The following is a 23,415-nucleotide window of genomic DNA, read 5'->3' as shown; positions in this document are numbered from 1 at the left end:
GTCCACGTTCAGAAGGATCCGGTCTCACAGCGCCGGACCCAGTCCGTCGCGGCAATCGCGTACGACGGATCCGGGCTCAGCCCGTCCTCACGGCGACATGCCTCCACGTACTTGATGGCGTGCGGGTCCTCGGTCGCCAAAGCGCGTTCGGCGAGTGTGACGTAGTCCTGGACCGGTTCCTCTGGGTGGTGTTCGCGTCGCCCCGTGCCGTAGGCGCTGCGGATGGCCGCGGAGAAGCGGACCGCGGCGGCGAGGCTGGGCCAGTGGAGTTCGGCGGGGAGGCTCGGCAGGACGAGGCGTACGGCGGCGGGCGTGGTGAGCGCGTGCACAAAGGCCATGGGAGTCTTGTGGTCATCGCTGAGATAGCTCCCGGCGGCGGCCCGGGTGAGCCGGCTGACCGCCTGGTCGGCGTCGTCCTCGGGGAGCAGGGAGTCCACGGCCGGCGCGAAGTCCGGTTCGAGCCACATCGTTTCGAGCCGGATCCTGAAGATCATGCCCATGCCCTGGTCACTGCGCAGCCTGGGGATCGCCTCCCATGCCTGTTCCAGATCCCGCTTGCGCGGCGTCGACGGCTCCTCTGGGAGTTCCTGGTAGCGGGCGGCCCAGTAGCCAAGCCCTCGGGCAAGCTCCTCGAGACGCCACGGAGTGTGGCACTCCTTCAGCATCCGCACCGCGTGCCCGGTGCGGATGACGCCATGGCCTTTGACGTACCCGTCGCCGCCGGATATCCCAAGCCGCTCACCGGCAGACTGCTGATCGGCGACGATGTGCACGGCGAAACCGGCCTGGACGGCTGGGATTTCACAGAGCCGGAGGTGCCGCTCCAGTCCGCGCACGCGGTGGACCTCATCCACGGCATGCTCTCCGACAGCCCCGAACCCATCACCCTCGTGGTCACCGGACCACAGACGAACATCGCGGGACTCCTCGCCCTCCACCCGGAGGACAAGGAGAAGATCAAGGAAATCGTGTGTATGGGAGGGGCCACGCAACGCGGCAACACCCTGCCTTACTCGGAGTACAACATTCTGGTCGACCCCGAGGCCGCCCACGAGGTACTGGCCAGCGGCGTCCCCATGACGTACTGCGGCCTCAACGTCACCCACCAGGCGCCGGTTACCCGCGAAGTGCTGCGGCGCATCCTCGACGTGGGCACGCACATCGGCAAGGTGTCCGCTGCCCTCCTCGAATTCCGTTCCAGTACCTACGACCAGATCTGGGACCTGCCCGACGCGCCGCTGCACGACCCCGTCGCCATCGCCCGCGTGCTCGACCCGAGCCTCGTGGAATGCGTCGAGGCCCCCGTCTCGATCGAACTGCGTGGCGAGTTCACCCGCGGCGCGACCGTGATCGACCTCTACGGTGTCACGGGGAGGACCCCCAACGCCCTGGTGGCGACGCACCTGGACACGGAGCGGTTCTGGGACGTGTTTATGAAGGCGCTCGTCGCTCTGGGATGACCTGTTGACCTGTGGAGGCTGACCGACCTTGCCCGCTTCTCCCGTACCGGCTCCCGGTGCTCGCCTGCTGACGGCCTTGGCCGGTGCGCAGCTGCTGGTGGCGCTCGACTTCTCCATCATCTACGTCGCGCTTCCCGACATCGGAGCAAGCCTGCACTTCTCCGCGGTCGCACTCCAGTGGATCGTGAGCGCGTACGCGATCTTCTTCGCCGGATTCCTGCTGCTGGGCGGGCAGTTGGCGGATGTCTTCGGCGCCGGTCGGGTATTCCTCGCCGCCCAGCTGCTTTTCGCCGCGTCCTCGACAGGCGCCGCGCTCTCGGGATCCGCCGCAACCCTGATCGCGGCACGCGTCGGGCATGGCGTGGCGGCGGCCCTGCTGGTGCCGGCGACACTGGGGCTCCTCAGTTCCGCCTACCCGGCCGGGCCGGAGCGTGACCGGGCCGTGAGCGTGTGGGGCACCACGGGGGCGGTCGGACTCGCCCTCGGCGTCACGGCCGGCGGAGGCATCCTCGCGGTCGCCTCCTGGCAGTGGATCTTCTGGGTCAACATCCCCATCGTGGCAGTCTGCCTGCTCGCCGCCGGAAACGCGGTCCGCTCCACCGCGGTCGAAGAGCGGGTTCCCGTCGCCACCTCGGCCACGCTCTCGGCCTGCACCACGGTCGTCGCCGTCGTCCTGGCCTTCACCGAACTCTCCCGCGCACACCCCAACACGACCGTCGTCGCCGCCGCACTGATGGTGACGGTCCTGGCGGGAGGGCTGCTCGCGCTCAGCCAGAGCCGGCGCCGCCCTCTCGTGCCCCGGGCACTGCTACGCGTACGAACCCTTCAAGTCGCCTGCCTGGTCGCGGCGTTGTACATGGCCAGCTTCGGGGCCGAGTTCTACCTCGTCACCCTGTACCTCCAAGACGTGCGGGCGTACAGCGCGCTCGCCGCAGGCATGGCGTTCCTTCCGCTGGCAGGGGCCATCGTCGTAGGCAACACGGTGGCCGGCCGGCTGGCCGGCAGCCTGCCGCTGCGACGGTTGCTGTCCACGGCCTTCCTCACTGGAGCGGTCGGGCTCCTGGTGCTCGCCCTGGCCGTCGGCAACGACGGCGGATACGCGCCGGGCATCCTGCCGGGACTGCTGCTCAGCGGCTTCGGACAGGGAATGGCGTTCACCGGAATGTTCATCACGGGCACCCGGGACCTCCCGCAGGAAAGCAACGGAACCGGGAGTGCCCTGGTGACAACGGCGCAGTACACCGGCGGCTCCATCGGACTGGCGCTGCTGGTCCTGCTCCACGGCGAGCACCCGGCGTCCCCGGACTTCGTACGGACGTTCTGCGTCACCGCGGCCATCGCCATGGCAGCCGCGCCGCTTGCCTTGTTCCTCCTCGCACGCACGGGACGAGAACCCGCCCCCGTGTCGCGACAAGATCAGCCTTTCGAGCACAGGACCGGAGGTCATCAATGAACACCGCTCGCTTACCCGACAGGCCCGGACTCCCCCCGGACGCCCGTCGCACGGTGGAGGAATTCGAGAAGGAACACAACACGTACTTCAGCCACCTCGTCCAATTCAACCCACAGCTACTGGAGTTACTGCACGCTCCGGGGCTCCTGCCGGGGAACGTGCGCGTCGCGTCCGTCGACCATCCGGGAGTGGCCGACCGGATGGCCACCGTCACGGCGGTTGCCAATCTTCCCGACCAACGGGATGCCGACCGCAGCCAGTACCTGCAGGCCCTGCTTGACATCTACGGCATGCTCCCCGTGCAGGCGACGCACAGCGCATCCGAACCGGGAACCGCCGTCGTAGCGCCGGAACGCGAGGGCCGCATCCTCGCTGAGCGACTCGGCGTCATGCCCCGGCGACAGGGCTGGACGCCGCAGGCCAAGCGCATGCCGGTGGCTGGCGGACTGCTGGTCGGGGTCGACGAGTGGCTTCCTTCCCAGGCCGACCGGCTGGTGATCGTCGACGGAGTCGTGGCCAGCGGGGTGACGCTCATGGCGATGATGCAGCTGACAGTCCGGCCGGGAGCCGTCGTCGAAATCTTCACCTGCCACTCGACCCAGCAGGGCGCACTCGCCCTCGCCAGGTACGCCGAACAACTGAACGTGGCACTGACACTCCACGTCGGTCACGTGTCTGGGGCACTGAACGGAAAGTTCTACGCCGTGGAACCGGATGCCCCCGAGCGCGTGCTCCTGGGCGATGTCGGGGACACGATCAGCCCCGTCGCACCGGCCTCCCCACAGCGGGGACAATACCGTGATCACGCCTGAGGGCTCGGGGCGCAGCGCGGAACTGCTCCGCCCCGAACCCGCTGCCGGTCACGGAGCCGTCGACCGGTACTTCTCACTGAGTGCGCGGGGCTCGACATGGCGCCGTGAGATCCTCGCCGGGGCGTCGACGTTTCTGGCGCTCTCCTACATCGTCATCGTCAACCCGGCTATCCTCGGCCAGGGAGGCATACCCCACGCCGCCGCCTTCTTCGCGACGGCGGCGGTCGGCGGCCTCGCCACCATCGCCATGGGACTGTGGGCCCGGCTCCCCTTCGCCGTGGCACCGGGCATGGAGATGAACGCGATGATCGCCTTCTCCGTGGTCGGCACCCTCGCGTACACCTGGCCCCAGGCGCTGGGAATGGTGTTCTGGTCCGGTGTCGCGATGCTCGCAGTGTCCTTGCTGCGACTGCGCGAGATTGTGATCAACGCCATCCCTCCCCAGCTGCGCTCAGCACTCGCCGCCGCAGTCGGCGCCTTCATCGGCCTTGTCGGTCTACAGATCGCGCACCTCGTTCGCACGTCGGACGGGCGGCTGTCCGGCCTGGGCGACTGGACGGCAGCACCCGCCGTCGCGATGTACATCGGCCTCGGGGTCACTCTGCTCCTGGACGCACTCGGCGCACGGGCCGCGGCGGTCCTGGGCGGTATCGCATCCGCCGCGTTGTACTGCGCCGTCGCGGACATCCAAACCGGAGCGGTCCACAACGGTGTCCACGGAAGCGGAGCAGCGCTCTTCCGGTTCGACCTCGGCGTCATCGCCGATCCCCGGGCGTGGAGCGTCATTCTGGTCTTGTTCGCACTCGACTTCTTCGGCAGCATCGCGAAGGTGGTGGGCCTCTCGGCGCACACACCGCTCCAGGACGACAGGGGACAGGTACCCGGCATGCGCCAGGCGCTGCTCGTCGACGCCGGCGCCACCGTCGCCGGATCCGCCACCGGATCGTCGAGCTTCGTGGCGTTCGTCGAGAGTGCGGTCGGTATCCGAGCCGGTGCCAGGACCGGGATCGCAGCAGTGGTCACCGGACTGCTCCTGTTCTCCTGCCTGTTCCTCGGCCCGGTCCTGGTCCATGTCCCGGTGGAAGCCACCACGGGCGCCCTGGTCTTTGTGGCGGTCAAGATGCTGATCGCACGCCGACCGCACGGCGCCGACCGGCTGGACCTGACCGTCGCGGCGACCGCCGTGGCCGTCACTGTCGCCACCCTCGCCATTGATCAAGCCATGGCGGCTGCCTTCGTGGTGTGCGTGGTGGCGATCGTCATCAGCCGCCGTCGGCCGCATCCCGCGCTATGGGTGACGGCGTTGGTACTGATAGCCAGCGTCGTGCTCCAGTACCTCAACCGTTGAAAACCGTTGAACGCGATACCCATACACCTCTAAAGGAATTCTCCATGCCGAAAGATGACCTCCCCCTGCTCGCCGAATCGGTCCGCCAGCCTGACGGCACCCCCGAAAGGCTGCACCGTCAGATCGAGTTCATCATCGAGGTTGACCGGCTCAAGAACATCTTCAGGCAGAGCCCGCTGCTGGCCGCGAACCGGAAGGAGAACGACGCCGAGCACTCGTGGCACCTTGCGCTCATGACGCTGGTGCTCGCCGAATACGCGGACGAACCCATCGACACGAGCAAGGTTCTCGCGCTGGTCGTCCTGCACGACCTCGTGGAGATCTACGCCGGAGACACCTTCTTGTACGACACCGAGGCCGCCGCTGACCAGGAAGCAAGGGAACAGCAGGCGGCGGACAGGCTCTTCGCGCTGCTGCCCCCCGACCAGAGCAAGCACTTCAGAGCCCTGTGGGACGAGTTCGAGGCGCGTGTCACCCCCGAGGCACGTTTCGCCAAGGCCATGGACCGGCTCCAGCCGCTGCTGCTCAACTACGGCAACCGCGGCGGCACATGGCGCACCCCGGGCGTCACGGAGGATGACGTGCTCGCCCGGAAGTCTGTGATCAAGGATGCCTCCGCGGATCTCTGGCGATACGCACAGGACCTGATCCACACAGGAGCTGCCAACGGCTGGGTTCCCCGCAGGTGAATCCAACCCCGGAGAAAGCCTTCTTCAACACCGTTGCGTTTGGCCCCTGAGTTGTACGTCAAGCCCTGCTGAACAGCGCAACGGGACCACCTGATAGATCAACGATCGGCGAAGAAAGTCGATCAAGGTCAGGGGTCCCGTTGCAGGGGAAGTCTGTCATCACGTCCACGATCGAGACAGCCCGGGGTGTGTTCGCGCCGGGCCATCTGGGGGAGTTGACCCAGATCGTAGACTTCGCGCTGGTGGACGAGGTGCTGGAGGAGTCCGGCCGGCGAGAGAAGCGCCTGCGGCTGCTGCCGTCACGGGTGGTGGTGTACTTCGTGCCCGCTCTCGCGCTGTTCGACACGGTATGGTCCAAGCTGACCGCCGCCCTGACCCCGCTTGCCCTGGTGCGTCCTGCGGTCTCCTCGCTGACGCGGGCCAGGCGCAGGGTGGGGGCTGCACCTCTGCGGTGTCTGTTCGAGACGCTTGCCGGGCCCGTCGCCCGCCCCGGGCAGGCCGGGTCCTTCTACCGGGGCCTGCGCACGGTGGCCGTCGACGGGACCCTGCTACACATCCCCGACGACGCGACGCTCACCCGGCGCTGCCCCAAGCGGGCCGGGGAGAGTCTGGAGTTCGGCTATCTGCGCCGGTGCGCGTGATCGAGGCGACGTACCCTCACCGTCACCCTGGCCGATGGCACCGTTTGCACCGAGCAGTGGCGCTGATCACAAATCTGCTGGACCCCGTCCGTTTCCCGGCCGCCGAGCTCATTGATCTCTATCACCGCAGGTGGCAGGCGGAAACCACGTATTTTTCGATCAAGGCCACGATGCTCGACGGGTGCGTCCTACGCTCCCGCAGCATCGATGGCCTCGACAGGGAGGTCTACGCCCTGCTCACCGCCTACCCCGCCGACACACCCGATGACCGTCTCGCTGCCGGTGCCCACGTCAACCGCCCCGAGACCTGCTTGGCTTCGTAGGTGACGGCGGAGACCGGTGCTGGAGCGGGCGGTCAGCTACACGATCCGTACGGCGCACTCGCTCTTGGACTGTTCGGCAGAGCCCGGACATTCGACGTTGCGGCCAAGGCATCGCGAAGCCGCTCGATCTCCAACCGCTGGGCGGCGATCTGCGAGAGAGCCCGTTCCCTGAAGTCAGTGAGACCGCCGATCTGCTCGTCACGCGTGGCGAGGCGCTCCTTCAGCCCGGAGACCTGTTCTTTGAGGCGCTCGATCTGTGCAGCCCGCGGGTCCGGAATCACGCCCGTTTCCCGAAGGTCGCCCAACCGGCGCTCGAACTCCTCGGCCAGGTGTTGGTAGGGACCTGGCCGAGGCGAGCCGTCGCGATTCTTCTTGGGATAGAAGCCGGTGCGGGCGACCCCGGCTTGGACCGCGAGGGTCTTGACGTCGCACTTGCTGCCCGCCGGAACTTCACCGGCAAGGAGCCGGTCCACGACGTGCCGAATGGCCGCCTCGTTGTCCCGTCGGGTCTCATCGCTGATGCGGGCCACGTCATGCCCCCGTTCCGGATTGCACGTCGATCTCGGCCAGCACCCGTTCATCGCGGGCGAGTTCCGTACTCAGCCGGGCCTTCTCCGTCCGCTGCGCGCGCCCGATGGTGGCGATGAAGACCTTCTTGCTCTCGGCGCTGGCCGCCCACACCGGGCGGTGCCCGGCATGGTGGGTGGCCTGGGGGCACCGCGCCGAATCGCACATGCCGATCAAGGGCTCCGTCGCCCCACGGGCGTGGGCCCCAGCGAGCTTGAGGCACAGCGCCTTGGACGGATCGAGGAACCAGCAGTAGTTCGCCGGCCCCAGATGCAGAGCCTTCGCCCTCTTGGCGAGCAGGTTCGTCACCTCCTGGTCGCTGCGCTTGATGTTCGGTGCCCCGGACGAATCCAACTGTTCGTCGACGAACGCGAAGAAGTCCAGGAGGTCGCTGGCGCCGGGCCCCGCCGGCCGGATACCGTTCTGGTAGTTGTGGAAGGCATTGAGGGCGACGCGCATCTTGTGCTCTTGCTCTTCCTGGCCGAACTCGGCCATCAGCACCGACTGGGCCCCACCGGGGCGGTCCGCGTAGCCCTCGGTGGTGACCACGGAAATGTGCTTGAGATGGATCTTGGCGGCCAGCAGACCACCGGGCCGGTGCGCCATTTCCACTGCGAGGGTGCGGCTTGTGTCCGCAGAGGCCGTGTGTAGTGGAGTCCGTGTCGCCATTGAGCAGGCATCCTCGCCGAGGGGAAATTCGCGACGCTCATGGTCGGTGGTGTTGCATTCCAGCCTCGTCGGTGTGATGGGGATCACCCTCTCGGGTATGGGGTGGCGGGGTGTTCACGGGAGGCACCGGCCTGCGGTAACCCGGGGTCTTGAAGATCGCTTCCCGTCGTGGCGGAGATCATTGCCCGTCGGCTGCGGTGGTGTGTGCGGTTCAGGACAGCTCGCGGGGTCCGTAGCAGGCAGCTGCCGCGCCGGTGGCCAGGGCCCAGTAGCGGTCGCCGTAGGACCAGTGCCACCACTCGGTGGGGTAGTTGACCAGGCCCGCGACTGTCAGGGCGGTTCCCAGGATCTTGCGGTGCTCCCGGGCTTGGCCGGTGATGTTGTCGGCGTTGGTGTAACAGGCGCCGTGACTTTCCTCCGGGTCGGCGTTGAGGCGGCTACCGAGGTCCAGTTCATGTCCGTGGGCGTCGGCGAGAGTCAGGTCGACGGCGGCGCCGGCGCTGTGCGGGGCAATCTCGGGTGGGGAGACGTAAGCGCTGGCGGCCCTGTGGATCTGGCCGGCGGTCCAGTCGGGGTGGTCGGCTTGCAACTGGGTGGCGTACTCCTCGAAGTAGCGGCGTTGCAGGGACGGCGGGCGGTATCCCTCCACGAACAGCAGTCGCAGGCCGTCGGGCAGCAGTGACTGGGCTGTGATGAGCCGATCGAAGGCGCCTGCGGGGTCCTGTTTGCGGGGGTCGACGAGCAGGGCGCCGTCGCGGCGGATATCCACCAGGCGTTCGCCGCACTCCTGGACGGGGATGGCCGCGATCTTGGGGTCCGACATCAGGATGATCTCGTTCATGGGGAGATCATCGCCTGCCTCATCCCGCCCTCCCACCGGGATCCTCCCCCGTTGATAGCTTGATCGGCATGGATCAAGGTCGTGTGCTGGAAGCGTTCCGCCTCGAAGCCGGGGAGCTCTCCCGGGCGGTTGCCGGGCTGTCCGAGTCCGAGTGGGATCGTCCGACGCGGTGTGAACCCTGGTCCGTGCGCGAGTTGTTGGGTCATGTCCGGGTGGTGATCGCGTGGTTGCCGCAGATGCTGGACGGCACTGCCTCGGACAAGGCTGAGGTCAGCGCAGTGGAGTACTACCGGCCCGACGATCGGTTCAGTCCGCAGACCAACGCTGCCCGCATCGGCCTGGCCCAGAACCACGCGGCCGGGCATGCCAACGGTGCCGCGTTCGCCGAGGACTTCGCCGCGACGTGGCAGCAAGTGGATCAGATGTGCCGGGATGAACCGGAAGACCGTGTCGTGCGTACTCGTCACGGCGACGCGATGCTGCTCTCGGAGTTCCTGCTCACCCGGGTGGTGGAGGTCGCCGTTCACGGCCTGGACTTGGCGGACGCACTGGGACGCGAGCCGTGGCTGACTCCGGAAGCAGGGGCGGCGGTGCTGGAACTGCTGCTCGGGCCGGACCAGGCAGACGTGGCGCGTGAACTCGGCTGGGACAGGCCGACCTTCCTGCGCAAGGTCACCGGTCGTGCCCCGCTCGACACGACGGAGACCGCCCTGATCGAGCGGCTCGGGATCCGATGGATCACGCTGGGGTGACGCCGTATCGAGTGGGGAGCCTGCGGTCAGCTGCATGAGCCGATCACAACGGTCCGGCTGTTCGGCAGGTGCGTGACGGTCCCAGTCCCGGCGGCGACGGCTCGCAGGTGGACGATCTCCTCGTGCTGGGCGGCGAGCCGGGCCAGGGCCTGGCCACGGAAGTCGGTGAGTTCTTCGACCGTCTGCTCCGACTGGGCCAGCCGTTCCCGGAGCTTGGTGATCTCTGCCTTGAGCCGGGTGATCTGGGCCTCGCGAGGGTCGGGGATCTCACCGGCGTCTTGAAGTGCCTGGACCCGTCGTTCGAACTCGGTGCGGAGGTGAGTGTAGGGGCGGGTGCCGTAGAACGCGGTGCGGTCGACGGCGGCCTCGCTGGCGAGGGTCTTGATGTCGCACTTTCCGCCAGGCGGGATTTCGCCTCGGAGGAGCCGGTCCATGGCGGCCCGGATGCGGTTCTCGTTCTCGGTCCGCTGGGCTGCGGAGATTCTCATGCGGACTCCTCGTCCATGGTGGCGTCGATCTCGGCGACAACGCGGAGGGCCCGGTCGTAGTCGGCCTGGAGCCGGGTGCGTTCGGTCTTGCGTGTGGTGCCGAGCTGGCCGATGAACGTCTCGGTGCGTTCGGCGTGTTCGGCCCAGACAGGGCGGTGGCAGGGGTGGTGCGTGGCCTGCGGGCAGCGGGCGGAGTCACACATCCCGACCAACGGCCGGTCCGCGGTAGGGGTGCCGGCCAGCTTGAGGCAGAGGGCCCGGGAGGGGTCGGTGAACCAGCAGTAGTTCGCCGGACCGAGGTGGAGGACCTTGGCCCGCTTGGTCAGCAGGTTGAGCACGTCGCGGTCACTGCGCTGAGCCTTCGGGGCTGGTGCCGCCTGGCCGAGCTTGCCGTCGATACTCGCGAAGAACTCGGTGAGGCTGCGGGCGCCGGGGCCCGTGGGCAGGATGCCCTCCTGGTAGTTACGGAACTCGGCCAGCACCAGTTCCAGATTCCGTTGCTGCTCATGGTCGTTGACCTCAGCCAGCAGCTCAGCCTGCGCTCCGCCGGGACGAGACGCGTAACCTTCTGTAGTTGCTGTACTCACATGGCGTAGGTAAATCTTGGTCGCCAGGAGACCGCCAGGTCGGTAAGCAATCTCGATCGCCAGCTTCCTGCGCAGCATCCTCAGGGTCAGACGTTCGTTGGGGATCGGGGCGAGGCCGACCCTCTGCCCGTGTGGGCCGTTCACCCAGTCGCGGAACCACTGGTAGCGGGAGTTGAAGTGGAACCGGCCCAGCAGCGGGTTTCCTTCCACGGGGTCGTCGTGAAGTTGCTCGGCAAGAGCGGCCGCCTGATAGGCATCGTGGACCACGACCCATTCGTCGCGGGTGCCGCCGAGAGGCTGGCCTTTGACGAGTTTGCTCGCCAGTCGGTAGCGGCCCAGGTCGGGCCCGTACTCTTCGGGCAGACGTCGGCACCCGACCTGCAGTTCCATGAGTTCGCTGGCACGCATGCCGGTGACCGCCGCGAGTGTGAGGATCGCCGCCGTGCGGACGACGCCGATCAGGGTGGTCGCCCCTTCCCGGTGCAGTGGGAGCGTCCAGGGCAGGGTGCCGTTGCCGTCGGCTTTTTCGATGTGGGTGGCCGCTCTGGCGAAGGGCCGCTCCGCCCCGACGACCTTCAACGTCGCCTCGACCGGGCCGCGTAGGGCCGGCAGCCATGCGGTATGGAACTGCCGGAACCCGGCCTGGCGAGTCAGGACGCTGAAGGCGATCGGGGTCAACGGGTCCTGAGCCGGCCAGCCGGCGTCGATCCTGTCCTGGATATGGTGCGGTCGCATCACCGGCAGCGGCTCGCCGGTCCGTTCGTACTCAGCCAGCACTCGGTTGATCTCCGCCAGCGGAAGCCGAGCCGACGACTTGAGGTCATCGGTCTTGGTCGACCAGCCCCGGTCGGCAACGCGGATCTGGCCGGCGAGCTCCACGACGTGCGGGCCGAGCACGTTCACCAGGTGCAGGGCGGCGGCCAGCATCGGCTGGAGCACTGTGTCGGAGACCGGCGGGGTCTTGTTCTGTCCGACACCGCTTTTGTCCTCGGCGATCGCCGAGGGTGCGGCCCCGCTCCAGGGGCGCAGGTCCGCCGGGACGCGATCGGCGGCGAAGAGTTCCCGGTAGTTGAGCAGGTCAGTCACAATCAGCGCGGCGAGCCGCCGGGTGCCCGAGCTCCGCTCACCGACGACGATGTCGTCCCCGTCCCGCTCGTAGCGGCGATGGGCCAGGTATGCGTCGCAGTCGTTGCTGTTCAGATCTTCGAGGCTGGTCACATCGTGTGTGGGGAGCCACTTCATGAAACGGATCAGTTCGGCGAGACGACCGTGACTGGTGCTGACGTGCAGCGGAGTCCGGTAGGCCCGCGCCAGGGAGGCCACCGCCTCGTGACGGGGAGCAAGGAGGGCCATGATCAGCTCCTTCGCGACCAGCCGCCAGCGGGGATTGCTGATGGCAGCGAAGTTGAAGCGCCGGTGCTGAAGTGCCAGCGAGATCGGGAGGCCGACGACCTCGGCCAGATCCCACAGATCGTCTTCGAAGACGGGGCGCCGTACTCCCCCGGGGAGCGGGAGACCGGCTTCTCGGCAGACATCGACGCCGGCGAAGACCGAGCCGGCGGCCGCAGTGGGACTGGTGAGCGCATGCAGGATGGTCATCGTGTCGTCTCCTCGGGCCGCAGCGGCAGCTCGTCGTCATGGTCACCGACTGCTGTGGCGGCATCCGCCACCGCCGCCGGGTCGAACCGGTCCAGGACGTGACCGATCTGCTGGGAGTACGGGCCGAACACGGCCATGAAGTGGGCGGCGGGCATCTGCTGCCACTGCCGGGAGAAGAAGGCCTTCAGCCTCAGGAGGTTGGGGACGTGGCGAGGTGCGAACACCGCCAGTGGGCAGAGCAGACACACCCATGGCCGGGCCGGACACGGTTTGCCCTTCGGGCCGTGAAGCCCGGACAGTTGATCAGCGCAGGCCGCCGTGAACACATCGCGTTCTCCGCCGACCAGCTCGGCGATCACCGTGTTGTCGAGCTGGAGAGCGTTGATCAGCTGCGGGTAGTCCCGGGCCAAGGCGGCGGCGTCCTCGTCCGTGACCACGGTCGGAGGGTGGGCTCTTCGCAGCAGGTCATGCTGGGCGTCCTCGACGAGCGCGTCCACGGCCCGCTGCTGGGACGGCGTCGTCGCGGTCAGGTAGTGGTCACCCTCGACCTGCGGGCTGTGGTTGGGGTCGATGGTCGCCCGGCCCTGGCCGTTCCAGGCCCGCCGGTCGCGCATCGCCAGATGCGTCGTACGGATTCTTCCCCGGTGGATCTTCAGCGGCTTGCCGTCATCGCCGGTCAGACCGCGCTGCAGGGTCCACGCTTTGACAGTGTTGCGGTGGATCGCACCGCTGAAGGTCCCTGCGGTTCCCGGCCGGGTGACGCCCAGCCACAACTGACGCGCCGTCTCAGGATCGGCGTGGCTTCGCAGCAGTGCCGAGTGAGCCAGCCACTGTTCCAGCAGCCGCACCGCCCTCTTCGGCAGGTTCACGTTCTCGCCGGCGGTCCGGCCTTTGACGTAGGAGAGCAGGATGGTGGAGTCCCCGGCCCAGTCGATGTCCTCGACGCCCAGGTCGTCGATGCCGTCGGGCACGATCCCGGAGTAGATGCCGAACAGCAGCCGGTAGGCGACCACCACGGTCAAGTGCGGAAACACTGCAGCGCTCGCGGCGGGAACCCCGCCCCGTTTCTGCACCGCATTGAGGGAACATTCCAGATGCTCGGCGACGCCCGGAGTCCCCACGGGGCCCAGCCGGGCCAGCAGCCAGACGAGATTGTCACTGGTCCACTCCTCAACCGTGGGCGTCCTTCCCCGGGCCGCAGCCTCCAGCGCCTGCCGGTGGGCGTCGAACGACTCACTGGCGATCGTCTGGCAGGTCGTCGTGAGGTCGTTCCACTCGGTCTCCGAATACGGCGGCAGTGCCTGCCGGTGCGGAGTCGGACTGTAGGCACGGCCGGTCAGCAGTTCCCGCACTCCAGGATCCAGGCGGCCCGTCGCCGTATCGAAGCCCTTCAGCATCCGCCGGGTGAACCCCTCCCAGCGGAACTTGCGGGTAGCCATCCAGTATTCGATCAGCAGACCGCGTCGCAGTTCCGCGGCCCCGCCGCTGAAGCCCAGCGCGGCCAGTCCCTGGGCCAGGTTCCGGATCGGGGGAAGACACAGGTCGACCGAGTTCGCCGTGTCGAGGCTGCCGTGCGGGTGGATCAGTTCGACCAGCCCGGTCAGCAGGTCACTGACCAACTGCGGGCAAGGCAGTCCCTCCAGCCTGAACTCTGCCGTGGACCCGTCGCTGAACATGCACCGGATGCCCGCAGGGCCCTCAAGTACCGTCGCGGGCATCAGACCGCCTCCGCCGTGTCATCGGCGAACTCGGCGTCCGCCTCACGCTCGGCGTCCACGTCGGTGAGCAATCCGTCCGCGAGTCCGGCCTGTTCGTATGCCTCCCGGTAGATTCGAGTGGTATCCAGGCGCCGGAGATACTTTTCCGTGGTGAGTGTGGAGGTATGGCCGAGGAGGTCGCGCAGCACCAGCAGCGGGTCGGCCTTGGACAGATAGAAGGCCAGCGCGGCATCCGGGCCGCTGCCGAAAGCGGTTGCCCTCACCAGCTTCGCGGCCTGCCGGTAGTGCCCGGTGACCAGGTATTCGACTACGAGAACTCCAAGGCCCGCGCGCTCGTGAGCAACGCGGTCGACGCCAGCCGGACCCGCCAGCTCCGAGCGGCCCAGGTCGAGCACGAGCAGATCGAAGCATCCTGGCGCGAACGCGCGCTGAACGCGGAGGCCGAACTCGGCCGAACCCAGAAGGAGGTCTTTGCCCAACGACAGCAGATCGGCGAGCTCATGGGGAGCCTTGCGGCTGGCGTCTGGGCTAGGACTCCGGGGCCTACCAGTCCGGCGCAGCGTCGGCGCGACACGGATGTCAGGAATTCCCGTCCGCGTCCACCGGCCTTGCGTCGGCCGGTGGACGTTGCTTCGTCGGCCCGGGTCGGCGGCTGCTGGCGCGGCGGGTCGCCCCGGGCCGACAATGCGAGACGGCTGCCTACTTCAGCAGGGACAGGTCGACGGCGTTCGCCAGCGCCTGCATGCCGGCTTCGTTCGGGTGGAGGTGATCTCCGGAATCGAAGGCCGGGCTGAGGGCCCCGGGTTCGGCCGGGTCGGCGACGGCCTTCTCGAAGTCGACGACACCGTCGAAGGCCCCGCTGGTCCGGATCCAGGTGTTGACCGCCTGGCGTATGGCTTCGGCAGAGTCGCTGTAGTAACCGGCGCCCTTGTCGGGAAGGAGGGTGCCGCCGATGATCCGGACGCCCGCGGCATGGGCCTGCTGAATCAGATTTCGGTAGCCGTTGATCAGATCCTGCGCGGTCAGCGGGGCACCACCGGGGCCCGCGTTGTTGCCGATGTCGTTGATGCCCTCCAGCAGGATCACGTCCCGCACCCCGGGCTGACCCAGTGCGTCGTGGGCGAAACGCCGGGTGGCGCTGATGCCCTGCCAGATGTTGGGCACGTCGGTCAGGACCCGGTTGCCGCCGATACCGGCGTCCACCACACCCATCGGGTGGGTTCCGGTCAGTCGGCGGGCCAGGTCGTCGGGCCAGCGGTGGTACGCCCCCGCCGGGGTGTTGTAGCCGTCGGTGATGGAGTCGCCGAAGGCCACGACGGTGCCGCGGGCGTCGGGCGAGGCCACGTCGAGCCCGGAGAGGTAGTACCAGGAGGTGGTCGCCGCGATGTAGTTGCCGTCCGCCGCGTCGGCGGTGTGGTCGCCCGGAACGGACAGGTAACTGGTGTCGAAGGCGTCGGAGTGCCAGGTGGCGGAGCTGGTCGCGTGCGGCAGGTAGATGCTGACCAGGACGTTCTGGCCGGCTTTGACGGACATCGGTACGGGGTCGCTGACCAGTTCCGCCCCGGCTGGGATGGTCACGGACCTCTTGTGGGAGAAGGTGGCCGCGCGCTGAGATCCGGCGACCGCCGTGGCCCGGTCGGCCTGTGCGGCGATGCTGACCGCTCCGACGGTCAGCGGGATGGTGCTGCGCAGATTGGACAGGTGGATACGGAGTGCGGTTCCCTCAACACTGGAGTGCGCGACCATCCGGATGGTCTGGTCGTGGAAGTTCGGTCCGCCGATCGTCATGCTGGGCGCCCATGCCGTCACCCGCCGCGCATCGAGCGACTGAGTCCTGGCCGGACGGGAGGTGTCCGAGTGCCCTGCGGCGAAAGGCGCGCCTCCCATGAGTCCGGCGGCGGCGACGGTCGCCGCCAGCAGGACCCGGAGCGTTCTTCTCTTCGTGACAAGCATGGTTCACCTTTTCTCCCGGCCGGTGACCGGGTGCCCTGACGCAGGCGTCAGGGCACCCGGAGTCAGCCGGGCTGATGGCTTGTGCGTTCGGGTCCGGGGCGGATCCCGCGGTGGTCAGTGGTGATCGGCTGCGACGGGTGACGCTGAGGGGCGATCAGCTCAGCGTGAAGCCGTCCACCAGGAGATAGCTGCCGCTGAGTTTGGTCACCGTCAATGTGTGCTGGCTGGCGGTCAGTCCGGACGTCGCGTACAGGCTCTGCTGAGCGTGCCTCTGCTCGGTGTTCGCGCTGACCGTTTTCTTCGAGACGCCGTCCAGGGTGATGCCGATGTCGCCTTCGTCGGAGTTGGTCTCGGTCAGGAAGCTGATCCCGGTGCCGGTGAAGGTGATCGTGGCGGCGGCACCGTCGTGTTGGGTGTAGTGGACGCCGTTGTTGAGGTCGCCGTCGCCGCGGGACCCGCTCGACGACCAACTGCCGGTGTACGAGACGCGCAGGTCGTCGTCATCGACTGTTTTGCCCGGCATGGTGCCGGGACCCGCGGCGTCCACGATCGTCTGCGCTGCCGACGGCCAGTTCCCGTCGGTCACCACGGTGGCCTGCTCGAAGGAGATGTTGGTGCCGTTGTTGTTGTAGGCGGCGGTGTCGCTGTAGTTGTCGTGGATCGAGTCGTCGTGGATGCTTGGCGTCCACAGGTTCGTCCACAGCGACCCGTTGCTGAAGCGCACCACGTTGTCGTGGGTGTTCCAGAGCGAGCTTCCTTCGTCGTGGTAGACCATGTTGCAACCGTCGATGCACTCCGACAGGACGTTTCCGGCGAACTCCGAGGGTGCGGACTGGCCGCCGAGGGTGTAGATCGGGCCGCCGTCGAACAGCGCGCCCATCACGCTGTGCACGTGGTTGCCGATGATCTTGTTCCCCCCGGCGTAGGTGGTGCCGTGCAGGCACGGGTTGGGCAGTCCTTGTGCGGCCTGCAGTGTGCAGTTCGATGCCCATCCCCAGCCCCAGCCTATGGACATGCCGGAGTACGGCGTGTAGCCGACATCGTTGTGCGAGATGACGGTTGACCTGCCGTGCCCGACCCAGATGCCGACCGCGTCCTGGTACTCCTGACCGGGGAACTGCACGACGCTGCCGGACACGGTGTTGCCGCTCGTCATCAGCGCGGGCTCGGTCTGGTAGTAGTCGTCCACCTCGCCGATCGCCACTCCGGTGCCGGATGTGTCGGTGACGGAACTGGCCTTCACCGTGGAGTCCTGCGTCTGGTCGGCCAAGGCGATCCCGCTGGTTCCGGTGTGCTGGACGACGTCGTCGGAGAAGGTGATCCGCGTACCTCGGTGCACCTGGACCGCGGCGGGGATACGCGCCGGCGTGCGCGTCGTCGGATCCCAGATGACCCCCGCCTGGTTGTCCACGTAGCCCTCGGCCGTAGGGGCGTTCCATGTGGTGTAGGCGAAGGTCAGTCCGGAGAAGACGAGGTCGTGTACGGGCGCGACCACATCGGGGATCACGGTGAAACCGTCGACGAGCAGATACGTTCCGCTGGTCTTGACCAGACGCAGCGTGTGCGTGCCCTTGGGCAGTCCGGTGACGGAGACCATGGCCTGCTGGGCGAGACGCTCGGGACCCTTGCCGGAGACCGTCGACACCTTCTTGCCGTCGATGTAGACGTCAGCGTCGCCTTCGTCCGAGTTGGTCTCTGACAGGACCTGGATCCCGGTACCGTTGAAGGTGTAGCTGACGGCGTCGCCGTCGGCGGAGGTGTAGTGCACGTCGGCGCCCAGGTCACCGAGGTGCCGGCCGCTGGAGTGGCCCCAGCTTCCGGTGTAGACCGCTCGCCAGTCGGTGTCGTTCACCGGTACCAGGTGCCCCGGGGTGCCTGAGACGTCGAGCAGTTCGGGGGCCACGGGTAGTTCGACGTCCGCCGTTGCCAGGTCCTCGTCGGCCCTGGGCGCGTAATAGAGGTAGCCGGCGCTGTCGTCGAGGTAGAACTGGCCAGGGGTGCCGAGCAGCTGGTGCGCGTTCTCCAGCCACGTGATGCCGTCCATGCTGGGCAGTCCCGCACCGTTGAACGGAAAACTCGGGTTGGGCACCGCGGTGTGGTTGTTGTTCCAGCAGGCGGGGTCGACGGTGAGGTCGGAACCGCCGGAGGCGGAGCGGGTGATGGACGCCAGCGGGCACCGCATCTGCTTCCAGGCGTTGTTCTCGACGACCTCGACCTGCGCGGGGTTGGTCCATGAGGTGTACGACGGGTCGCTGGTAGTGAACCCGGTGGCGGTCACCGAGAACCCGGACGGATTCCTCGGCCCTCGCGCACGGTCCGCGCGTACCCCGTTCACGAACAGTTCCCGGCCGGCCGTACCCGCCGGGACCCGGGCGCGGTAGATGTTCTTGGCGGCGTCCACCCGGGAGAACCCGGTGATCCGGGCGGCGCCGCTGAGCACCGGTGTCTGTCCGGCGGCCGCCCGATATACCACCGGGTGGCCGGGCCGGCCGGAGTCCTGGCGCCCCATCCGGAACGGACCGGTGAGCCGGTACGTCCCGTCCTGCAGTTCGACCACGACATCCCCGGTGGCATCCGTGACCAGGGCTCTCGCGCGGTCGCGGGCGGTGGTCAGGGCGCAGGGTTGGTGCGTACTGCAGGCCGAACCACGCCCGTCGGGCGCGACGTGCAAGGTGTCCGGTGGCGGGACGGCGGCTCCGGGTGGGCCACCGGTGAAGCCGAAACAGGCAGCGGCGGCGGCAACAAGGCCTGCGGCTACGGCGTTGCGCATCGTGAATCTCCAGCAGTAAGGGGCGAGTTCAAGACATCCAATGAATGTACGGAACCTCGTCCTCATCTCCTAGATGTAGGAGCGATCTCTCGCGAGAAGATCCGATGTCTGACATCGTGACAGCGTGATCGAAGTATCTGATTCTTCGCAGACTCATCGCGCCGACGGCTGTTGGAGAGCATCGTCGTCATGGACATCGAGGTTGGGATCGCGAAAGCCGGTACCGTCTGAAGCGGATCTGGTCCTGCGAGGAAGCCAGCCGCCACGAGGGGCCTGCCGCGCCGGAATCGGGGCACGCGGTGGTCGGACCGACTCCGGATCAGTTGCCGCAGGCACGACTACGGGCATCATCGCCCGACCGCCACCTGCGCCACCGCCCGAGGACGGCCCTTCGCCCTTCCCGCCCGTGGCCTCTGGCGGCGCCACCGCTGCCACCTTGGCTATCCGTGGCCTCGGGGCCTGCCCGGCGCTGGGCTCCGCCCGCCGATACCCGGTACGGCCTTCTGCGGGATCTCATCCGAGAGACGTGACCATGCATCAGCAATCCCACCAGGAACCCCCACGGCACCGGCGGCCGCGCGCCGCGGTCGGCCGGACCACCGCCTCGCAGTGGGGACGCACGCGCCGAGTGCCCCGCCCAGTGCGCGTCACCCGCGTAGTCACGCCGTCATCAACCAGGCCGTCGCCGCTCTGCTCCCGTAATCGGTGGTGGCGAAGCGTGACCGGGATCGTCGGCGTCGCATGCGTGACGTCAACTCCCTTGTGGGGAGCGTGCTTTCTGGGTTGTCGGCACTGGTCGTTGAGGACATGACGGACCAGGGTGAGGTGATCCGCCTGTCGGCGCGAACCCGGCACGAGGTGGTGCCGTGTCCGAAGGGCGGGACGCCGACCGCGAGAGTGCACAGTTTCCACGAGCGTACGGTGGCGGACCTGCCGGTGGACGGTCGGCGAGTCGCGGTGTCGGTGCGGGTGCGGCGCCTGGCCCGCCCGGTGCTGGGCTGTCCGCGGCAGACCCGCCGCGACAGGTCCCCGGACTGCTGGAGCGATACCAGCGCCGCACGACCCGACCGGCGGGCCAACTCGGCTATGTGGTCAAAGACATCAAGACAACACCGGGAAACGGCGCGGGGCTTCACCATGAAAACGACGCCCGACGGCGCTCCCTCGCACCCAAGACTCCAGCCCACACCCCGCGACCAGCAGCGAAAACCGATGACGCCCGGCCGGGACGCTCGGCCGGGTGACGCTGGTCCGGACGTACGTCACCCCGTTTCCCTACAGGATCCTTTTCGACAGCGGCGTCGAGTTGAGCCTCGCCGAGGGCGACGTCGTCCGCGTCGCCGAGCAGCCGTCTGAGGGGGAGAGGGAGCAGGACGAGGCGCTCTGGCGCGTCCCGCGTGATCAGATGTTCACTGTCTACTGCTCGCGGTGGATCGACCGGGTCCACCGGCCCTGCCCCCAGCTGGTGGGCAGCCGGAATACGCCGGAAACGTGCCGTAGGCGTCAGCGTCGGTGATCTGGGGCTGGTAAGCCTCGCTGGCGGATCACCCGGTTGGGTGCTTCGCCGACGCCTCCAGAGTGACTGTCGGAAGCGCTTTTCCCCTGGTCATGAGCCTGGAATGGACGGATCGTGGTCGGCTTGCTGCGCTCCGTCCGGGTGACGGCTCGGGAGGATGCCGGGCATGGCTTCGGTGGAACGTACCGCGTACCCGCGGTTCAAGCGCACGATCACTTCCCGAGAGTTGCATCAGGCGTTCACGCCGGGCACGGCCGAGGTGATGTGGGCGCGGGGGAAGGCCCGGTCTGCGGAGCATCTGCTCGCGCTGGTGGTGTTATTGAAGAGCTACCAGAAGCTCGGCTATTTCCCGGACCTGGACGAGGTACCGCAGCTGGTGGTCGAGCATGTGCGTGGCCTGTTGGAGCTGGGCGACGAGGTGGAGCCGGGGCACGATTCGACGCGTACGGCCGCGCGGCAACGGGACTTCGTACGTGAGCGGCTTGGCGTGGTCTACGACCGGGAGCGGGCTCGCAAGGTGGCTTCGGCAGCGATCTATGAGGCGGTGCAGACCAAGGACAATCCGGCTGATCTGATCAATGTGGCGCTGGAGCAGCTGGTCAAGGCACGGTTGGAGCTGCCCGGTTACACCACGCTGGACGAGATGGCCGCGGCGATCCGTACCGAGGTGAACGAGGAGTTCTTCGCACGGATCGTGTCGCGGATGGACGAGGTCGAGCAGGCCCGGCTGCTGGGACTCCTGCGGGTACCCGCGGGGGCCCGCAGCCGGTTCGACGAGCTGAAGCGGCCAGCGAAGTCGCCGACGGTCTCCCACCTGCGCGAGCACCTGAAGTTTCTGGACGGTCTGGAGCTGCTGGGGCGGACGGTGACGTGGCTGGAGGGGGTGCCGCCGGGCAAGGTGGGGCACTTCGCTGGGCAGGCACAGGTGCTGGACGCGGCCGAGATGTCCAAGGTCGGCGCGGTGAAGCGGCTCGCGCTGTTGGCCAGCCTGCTGCACAGCGCGAAGGTGAGGGCCCGCGACGACCTGGTGACGATGCTGTGCAAGCGGATGGGGGCCGTCACGAAGAAGGCCAAGGAAGACCTGGAGAAGATCCGCGAGCGGCACCGGGCGGAGTCCGAGCGGCTGATCGCCGTGCTCGGCGAGGTGTTGGAGGCGGCCAAGGACGCGGTTGGCTTCGACGGCGAGTCGGTCACCCTGCCCACGACGGCGCGGGGGCGGAACAAGGTGCACAAGGAGTGTGGCGAGGCGGTGCTGGCCCGGCTGGAAAGGGCCGGCGGGCTTGCGAAGCTGTCCGAGGACCATGAGCTGGTCTCCGCCCACCACGGCGACAACTACGCGCCGCTGCTGTGGCGGCACTTCAAGAGCCACCGCAAGGTCCTGCTGGATTTGACCGAGGTCCTTCAGATTGTCGCGACCTCTACCGACGACACGGTGTTGCAGGCGGTGGAGTTCTGCCAGGCCATGCGGCACCGCACCGGTGAGTGGGTGCCGATCACCTACACCGCCACGGACGAGAACGGCACCGCGGAGACGAAGACTGTCAGCACCGACTTTGCCGCGCAGATGTGGAAGCGCATCCTGTTCGACAAGCGGCGCCCGGGTCTGATCAACCGGCGGCACCTAGAGGTGTGCACCCTGTTCTCCTTAACGCACGAGCTGAGGACTGGCGACGTGGCGGTCATCGGCTCGGAGTCGTACGCCAACCTCCACGACCAGCTGCTGAGCTGGGAGGCGTGCCAGCCTTTGGTGGCCGAGTACTGCGAGGAGGCCGGGCTGCCCGCGAGCGCGGGGGCGTTCACGGCCGCCCTCAAGGCAAAGCTGACCGCCGTGGCGGCCAGGGTGGATGCGGGGTACCCGGACAACGCGGATCTGACCATCGACAAGGACACCGGGAAGATCGTGCTCAGCCCCCGCAAGGGGAAGGACCGCAAGTCCTCGGCGCAGGACCTGGAGCGGGAGATCCTCAGGCGTCTGCCGGAGTGGAGCCTTTTGGACGTGCTCGCGCGCACCGCGTACTGGCTTCAGTGGTGGCGGCACTTCGGGCCGGCCTCAGGATCGGACCCGAAGATCCGCGACAAACTCGCCCGGTACGTCCTGACGGTCTTCTGTTATGGGAGGAACGCGGGCCCCGCCCAGGTCGCGCGGCACATGCGGCAGAAGGTGTCAGTGCACGAGCTGTCGCTGGCGGGCAACCAGCACATCACCACCGACAAGCTGAACATGGCGTCGGCGGACGTGATCGACATGTTCATCCAGCTCGACCTCGCGCACGTCTGGGGCGACGTCTCCAAGGCCGGGGTCGACGGCTCCCAGATCGACACCTGGGAGAACAACCTCCTGGCCGAGACCTCGATCCGGTACGGCGGCTATGGCGGCATCGCCTACCGGCACATCTCCGACACCTACATCGCACTCTTCTCCCACTTCATCCCGTGTGGTGTCTGGGAGGCGGTGTACTTGTTCGAGGGCCTTTTGAAGAACGAGTCCGAGGTAACCGTGGACATTGTCCACGAAGATACGCAGGGCCAGTCGCTGCCCGTCTTCGGGCTCGCACACATGCTCGGCATCGAACTGCTCCCGCGCATCCGCAACTGGAAGGACCTGGTCTTCTACCGGCCCAGCTCGACGGTGAAGTACCAGCACATCGACCCGCTGTTCGGCGCCCCCGACAAGGACGTCATCGACTGGAAACTGATCGAGAACCACTGGATCGACCTCATGCGCGTGGTCCTCTCCATCCGGGAGGGCCGGCTCTCCTCCGCCGCGCTGCTGCGGCGCCTGGGCAACGAGTCCCGCCGCAACCGCATCTACCAGGCGTACCGCGAGCTCGGGCGGGTGATGCGCACCATCGTGCTCCTGCGATTCCTGTCGGAGCCTGAGCTGCGGGAGTCGATCCAGTCGATGACGAACAAGGTCGAGGCGTTCCACAAGTTCTCCAACTGGCTCCGGTTCGCCGGGGAGGAGATGCGGGACAACGACCCCGACGACCAGGAGAAGCTCATCAAGTTCAACGAGCTGCTCGCGAACTGCCTCATTTTCCATACGGCCGTGGACATCACGAAGGTGGTCAACGACCTCATCGACGAGGGCCGGGACATCGACCCGGCGGACCTGGCCACCATCACCCTGTACATCACCAGCAAGATCCGCCGCTTCGGGGTCTGGCACCTGGACATGGAACCGCCCGAGGGACAAGCCATGGGCCGGCTGCGGATGGCCGCGTGACCG

Annotated in this window: 20 protein-coding genes and 1 pseudogene; 11 read left to right on the top strand and 10 right to left on the bottom strand. The window is 67.7% G+C overall.

Annotated elements, in window-relative coordinates; all coding sequences use genetic code 11:
* Positions 1-8: 8 nt before the first annotated feature.
* The gene (locus OG747_RS48320; protein WP_331764976.1) at positions 9-665 is read right to left on the bottom strand and encodes a hypothetical protein; all 657 of its coding nucleotides are present in this window, start codon (positions 663-665) and stop codon (positions 9-11) included.
* A gap of 30 nt (positions 666-695) precedes the next feature.
* Between OG747_RS48320 and OG747_RS48315 the strand changes: the two genes are divergently transcribed.
* The 7 genes and pseudogenes from OG747_RS48315 (at position 696) to OG747_RS48285 (ending at position 6,726) form a co-directional block, all read left to right on the top strand.
* Positions 696-1,460 (top strand): nucleoside hydrolase, encoded by a 765-nt coding sequence (locus OG747_RS48315; RefSeq protein WP_331764975.1) that lies wholly within the window; start codon positions 696-698, stop codon positions 1,458-1,460.
* A 28-nt stretch (positions 1,461-1,488) separates the two neighbouring features.
* Entirely contained in the window at positions 1,489-2,913 is a 1,425-nt protein-coding gene (locus tag OG747_RS48310; protein ID WP_331764974.1) for an MFS transporter, read from the top strand.
* A 53-nt stretch (positions 2,914-2,966) separates the two neighbouring features.
* Positions 2,967-3,725: a hypothetical protein gene (locus tag OG747_RS48305; RefSeq protein WP_405886218.1), complete on the top strand. Its 759-nt coding sequence runs from the start codon at positions 2,967-2,969 to the stop codon at positions 3,723-3,725.
* Positions 3,712-5,073 (top strand): NCS2 family permease, encoded by a 1,362-nt coding sequence (locus OG747_RS48300; protein ID WP_331764972.1) that lies wholly within the window; start codon positions 3,712-3,714, stop codon positions 5,071-5,073. The genes OG747_RS48305 and OG747_RS48300 overlap by 14 nt, the downstream gene beginning before the upstream one ends.
* A 44-nt stretch (positions 5,074-5,117) precedes the next feature.
* Positions 5,118-5,762: an HD domain-containing protein gene (locus OG747_RS48295; RefSeq protein WP_331764971.1), complete on the top strand. Its 645-nt coding sequence runs from the start codon at positions 5,118-5,120 to the stop codon at positions 5,760-5,762.
* A gap of 104 nt (positions 5,763-5,866) precedes the next feature.
* Positions 5,867-6,304, top strand: a pseudogene (locus tag OG747_RS48290) (transposase domain-containing protein); the annotation flags it as partial.
* Entirely contained in the window at positions 6,214-6,726 is a 513-nt protein-coding gene (locus OG747_RS48285; RefSeq protein WP_331764970.1) for a transposase, read from the top strand. The pseudogene OG747_RS48290 and the gene OG747_RS48285, both read left to right, overlap by 91 nt.
* A 32-nt stretch (positions 6,727-6,758) precedes the next feature.
* On the opposite strand, the gene OG747_RS48280 is transcribed toward OG747_RS48285, so the two are convergent.
* From OG747_RS48280 to OG747_RS48270, 3 genes are all read right to left on the bottom strand, one after another.
* Positions 6,759-7,256, bottom strand: a complete 498-nt coding sequence (locus tag OG747_RS48280; RefSeq protein ID WP_331764969.1) for a hypothetical protein — start codon at positions 7,254-7,256, stop codon at positions 6,759-6,761.
* A gap of 1 nt (position 7,257) precedes the next feature.
* Complete coding sequence (locus OG747_RS48275; RefSeq protein WP_331764968.1) at positions 7,258-7,899, bottom strand: hypothetical protein; 642 nt, start codon at positions 7,897-7,899, stop codon at positions 7,258-7,260.
* A gap of 274 nt (positions 7,900-8,173) precedes the next feature.
* Entirely contained in the window at positions 8,174-8,803 is a 630-nt protein-coding gene (locus OG747_RS48270; protein WP_331764967.1) for a M15 family metallopeptidase, read from the bottom strand.
* Between the two features lie 68 nt (positions 8,804-8,871).
* On the opposite strand from OG747_RS48270, the gene OG747_RS48265 reads away from it, so the two are divergent.
* Positions 8,872-9,555, top strand: a complete 684-nt coding sequence (locus OG747_RS48265; protein ID WP_405886526.1) for a maleylpyruvate isomerase family mycothiol-dependent enzyme — start codon at positions 8,872-8,874, stop codon at positions 9,553-9,555.
* A 26-nt stretch (positions 9,556-9,581) separates the two neighbouring features.
* Here OG747_RS48265 and OG747_RS48260 read toward each other — a convergent pair whose 3' ends face one another.
* The 6 genes from OG747_RS48260 to OG747_RS48235 form a co-directional block, all read right to left on the bottom strand.
* Positions 9,582-10,043, bottom strand: a complete 462-nt coding sequence (locus tag OG747_RS48260) for a hypothetical protein (RefSeq protein ID WP_331764965.1) — start codon at positions 10,041-10,043, stop codon at positions 9,582-9,584.
* On the bottom strand, positions 10,040-12,229 hold the full coding sequence (locus OG747_RS48255; RefSeq protein WP_331764964.1) for a site-specific integrase: 2,190 nt from the start codon (positions 12,227-12,229) through the stop codon (positions 10,040-10,042). Before OG747_RS48255 ends, OG747_RS48260 begins: the two co-directional genes overlap by 4 nt.
* Positions 12,226-13,947, bottom strand: a complete 1,722-nt coding sequence (locus tag OG747_RS48250; protein ID WP_331764963.1) for a hypothetical protein — start codon at positions 13,945-13,947, stop codon at positions 12,226-12,228. Before OG747_RS48250 ends, OG747_RS48255 begins: the two co-directional genes overlap by 4 nt.
* The gene (locus OG747_RS48245) at positions 13,947-14,426 is read right to left on the bottom strand and encodes a hypothetical protein (RefSeq protein ID WP_405886214.1); all 480 of its coding nucleotides are present in this window, start codon (positions 14,424-14,426) and stop codon (positions 13,947-13,949) included. The genes OG747_RS48250 and OG747_RS48245 overlap by 1 nt, the downstream gene beginning before the upstream one ends.
* A gap of 220 nt (positions 14,427-14,646) precedes the next feature.
* Positions 14,647-15,900, bottom strand: a complete 1,254-nt coding sequence (locus tag OG747_RS48240) for an SGNH/GDSL hydrolase family protein (protein ID WP_331764962.1) — start codon at positions 15,898-15,900, stop codon at positions 14,647-14,649.
* A gap of 154 nt (positions 15,901-16,054) precedes the next feature.
* The gene (locus OG747_RS48235) at positions 16,055-18,670 is read right to left on the bottom strand and encodes a hypothetical protein (protein ID WP_331764961.1); all 2,616 of its coding nucleotides are present in this window, start codon (positions 18,668-18,670) and stop codon (positions 16,055-16,057) included.
* Positions 18,671-19,411: 741 nt separating this feature from the next.
* Here OG747_RS48235 and OG747_RS48230 point away from each other — a divergent pair.
* From OG747_RS48230 to OG747_RS48220, 3 genes are all read left to right on the top strand, one after another.
* Positions 19,412-20,026 carry a transposase family protein gene (locus tag OG747_RS48230; RefSeq protein WP_331764960.1) on the top strand — a complete coding sequence of 205 codons (615 nt, stop codon included), beginning with the start codon at positions 19,412-19,414 and terminating at the stop codon, positions 20,024-20,026.
* Positions 19,911-20,186 (top strand): hypothetical protein, encoded by a 276-nt coding sequence (locus tag OG747_RS48225; RefSeq protein ID WP_331745114.1) that lies wholly within the window; start codon positions 19,911-19,913, stop codon positions 20,184-20,186. Before OG747_RS48230 ends, OG747_RS48225 begins: the two co-directional genes overlap by 116 nt.
* Before the next feature lie 166 nt (positions 20,187-20,352).
* Entirely contained in the window at positions 20,353-23,412 is a 3,060-nt protein-coding gene (locus OG747_RS48220) for a Tn3 family transposase (protein ID WP_331764959.1), read from the top strand.
* Positions 23,413-23,415: the final 3 nt, after the last annotated feature.

The organism is Streptomyces sp. NBC_01384, assembly GCF_045040035.1.
Taxonomy (GTDB): Bacteria; Actinomycetota; Actinomycetes; order Streptomycetales; family Streptomycetaceae; genus Streptomyces.
Note: the sequence above shows the minus strand (reverse complement) of the source record. Positions and strands in the feature narration are given on the sequence as shown.

Coding starts and splice junctions, on each gene's coding strand:
- OG747_RS48230 (WP_331764960.1), top strand. CDS start 19,412: ATGCGTGACGTCAACTCCCTTGTGGGGAGCGTGCTTTCTGGGTTGTCG.
- OG747_RS48270 (WP_331764967.1), bottom strand. CDS start 8,803: ATGAACGAGATCATCCTGATGTCGGACCCCAAGATCGCGGCCATCCCC.
- OG747_RS48295 (WP_331764971.1), top strand. CDS start 5,118: ATGCCGAAAGATGACCTCCCCCTGCTCGCCGAATCGGTCCGCCAGCCT.
- OG747_RS48265 (WP_405886526.1), top strand. CDS start 8,872: ATGGATCAAGGTCGTGTGCTGGAAGCGTTCCGCCTCGAAGCCGGGGAG.
- OG747_RS48320 (WP_331764976.1), bottom strand. CDS start 665: ATGCTGAAGGAGTGCCACACTCCGTGGCGTCTCGAGGAGCTTGCCCGA.
- OG747_RS48235 (WP_331764961.1), bottom strand. CDS start 18,670: ATGCGCAACGCCGTAGCCGCAGGCCTTGTTGCCGCCGCCGCTGCCTGT.
- OG747_RS48240 (WP_331764962.1), bottom strand. CDS start 15,900: ATGCTTGTCACGAAGAGAAGAACGCTCCGGGTCCTGCTGGCGGCGACC.
- OG747_RS48220 (WP_331764959.1), top strand. CDS start 20,353: ATGGCTTCGGTGGAACGTACCGCGTACCCGCGGTTCAAGCGCACGATC.
- OG747_RS48250 (WP_331764963.1), bottom strand. CDS start 13,947: ATGCCCGCGACGGTACTTGAGGGCCCTGCGGGCATCCGGTGCATGTTC.
- OG747_RS48275 (WP_331764968.1), bottom strand. CDS start 7,899: ATGGCGCACCGGCCCGGTGGTCTGCTGGCCGCCAAGATCCATCTCAAG.
- OG747_RS48255 (WP_331764964.1), bottom strand. CDS start 12,229: ATGACCATCCTGCATGCGCTCACCAGTCCCACTGCGGCCGCCGGCTCG.
- OG747_RS48260 (WP_331764965.1), bottom strand. CDS start 10,043: ATGAGAATCTCCGCAGCCCAGCGGACCGAGAACGAGAACCGCATCCGG.
- OG747_RS48315 (WP_331764975.1), top strand. CDS start 696: ATGGCCTTTGACGTACCCGTCGCCGCCGGATATCCCAAGCCGCTCACC.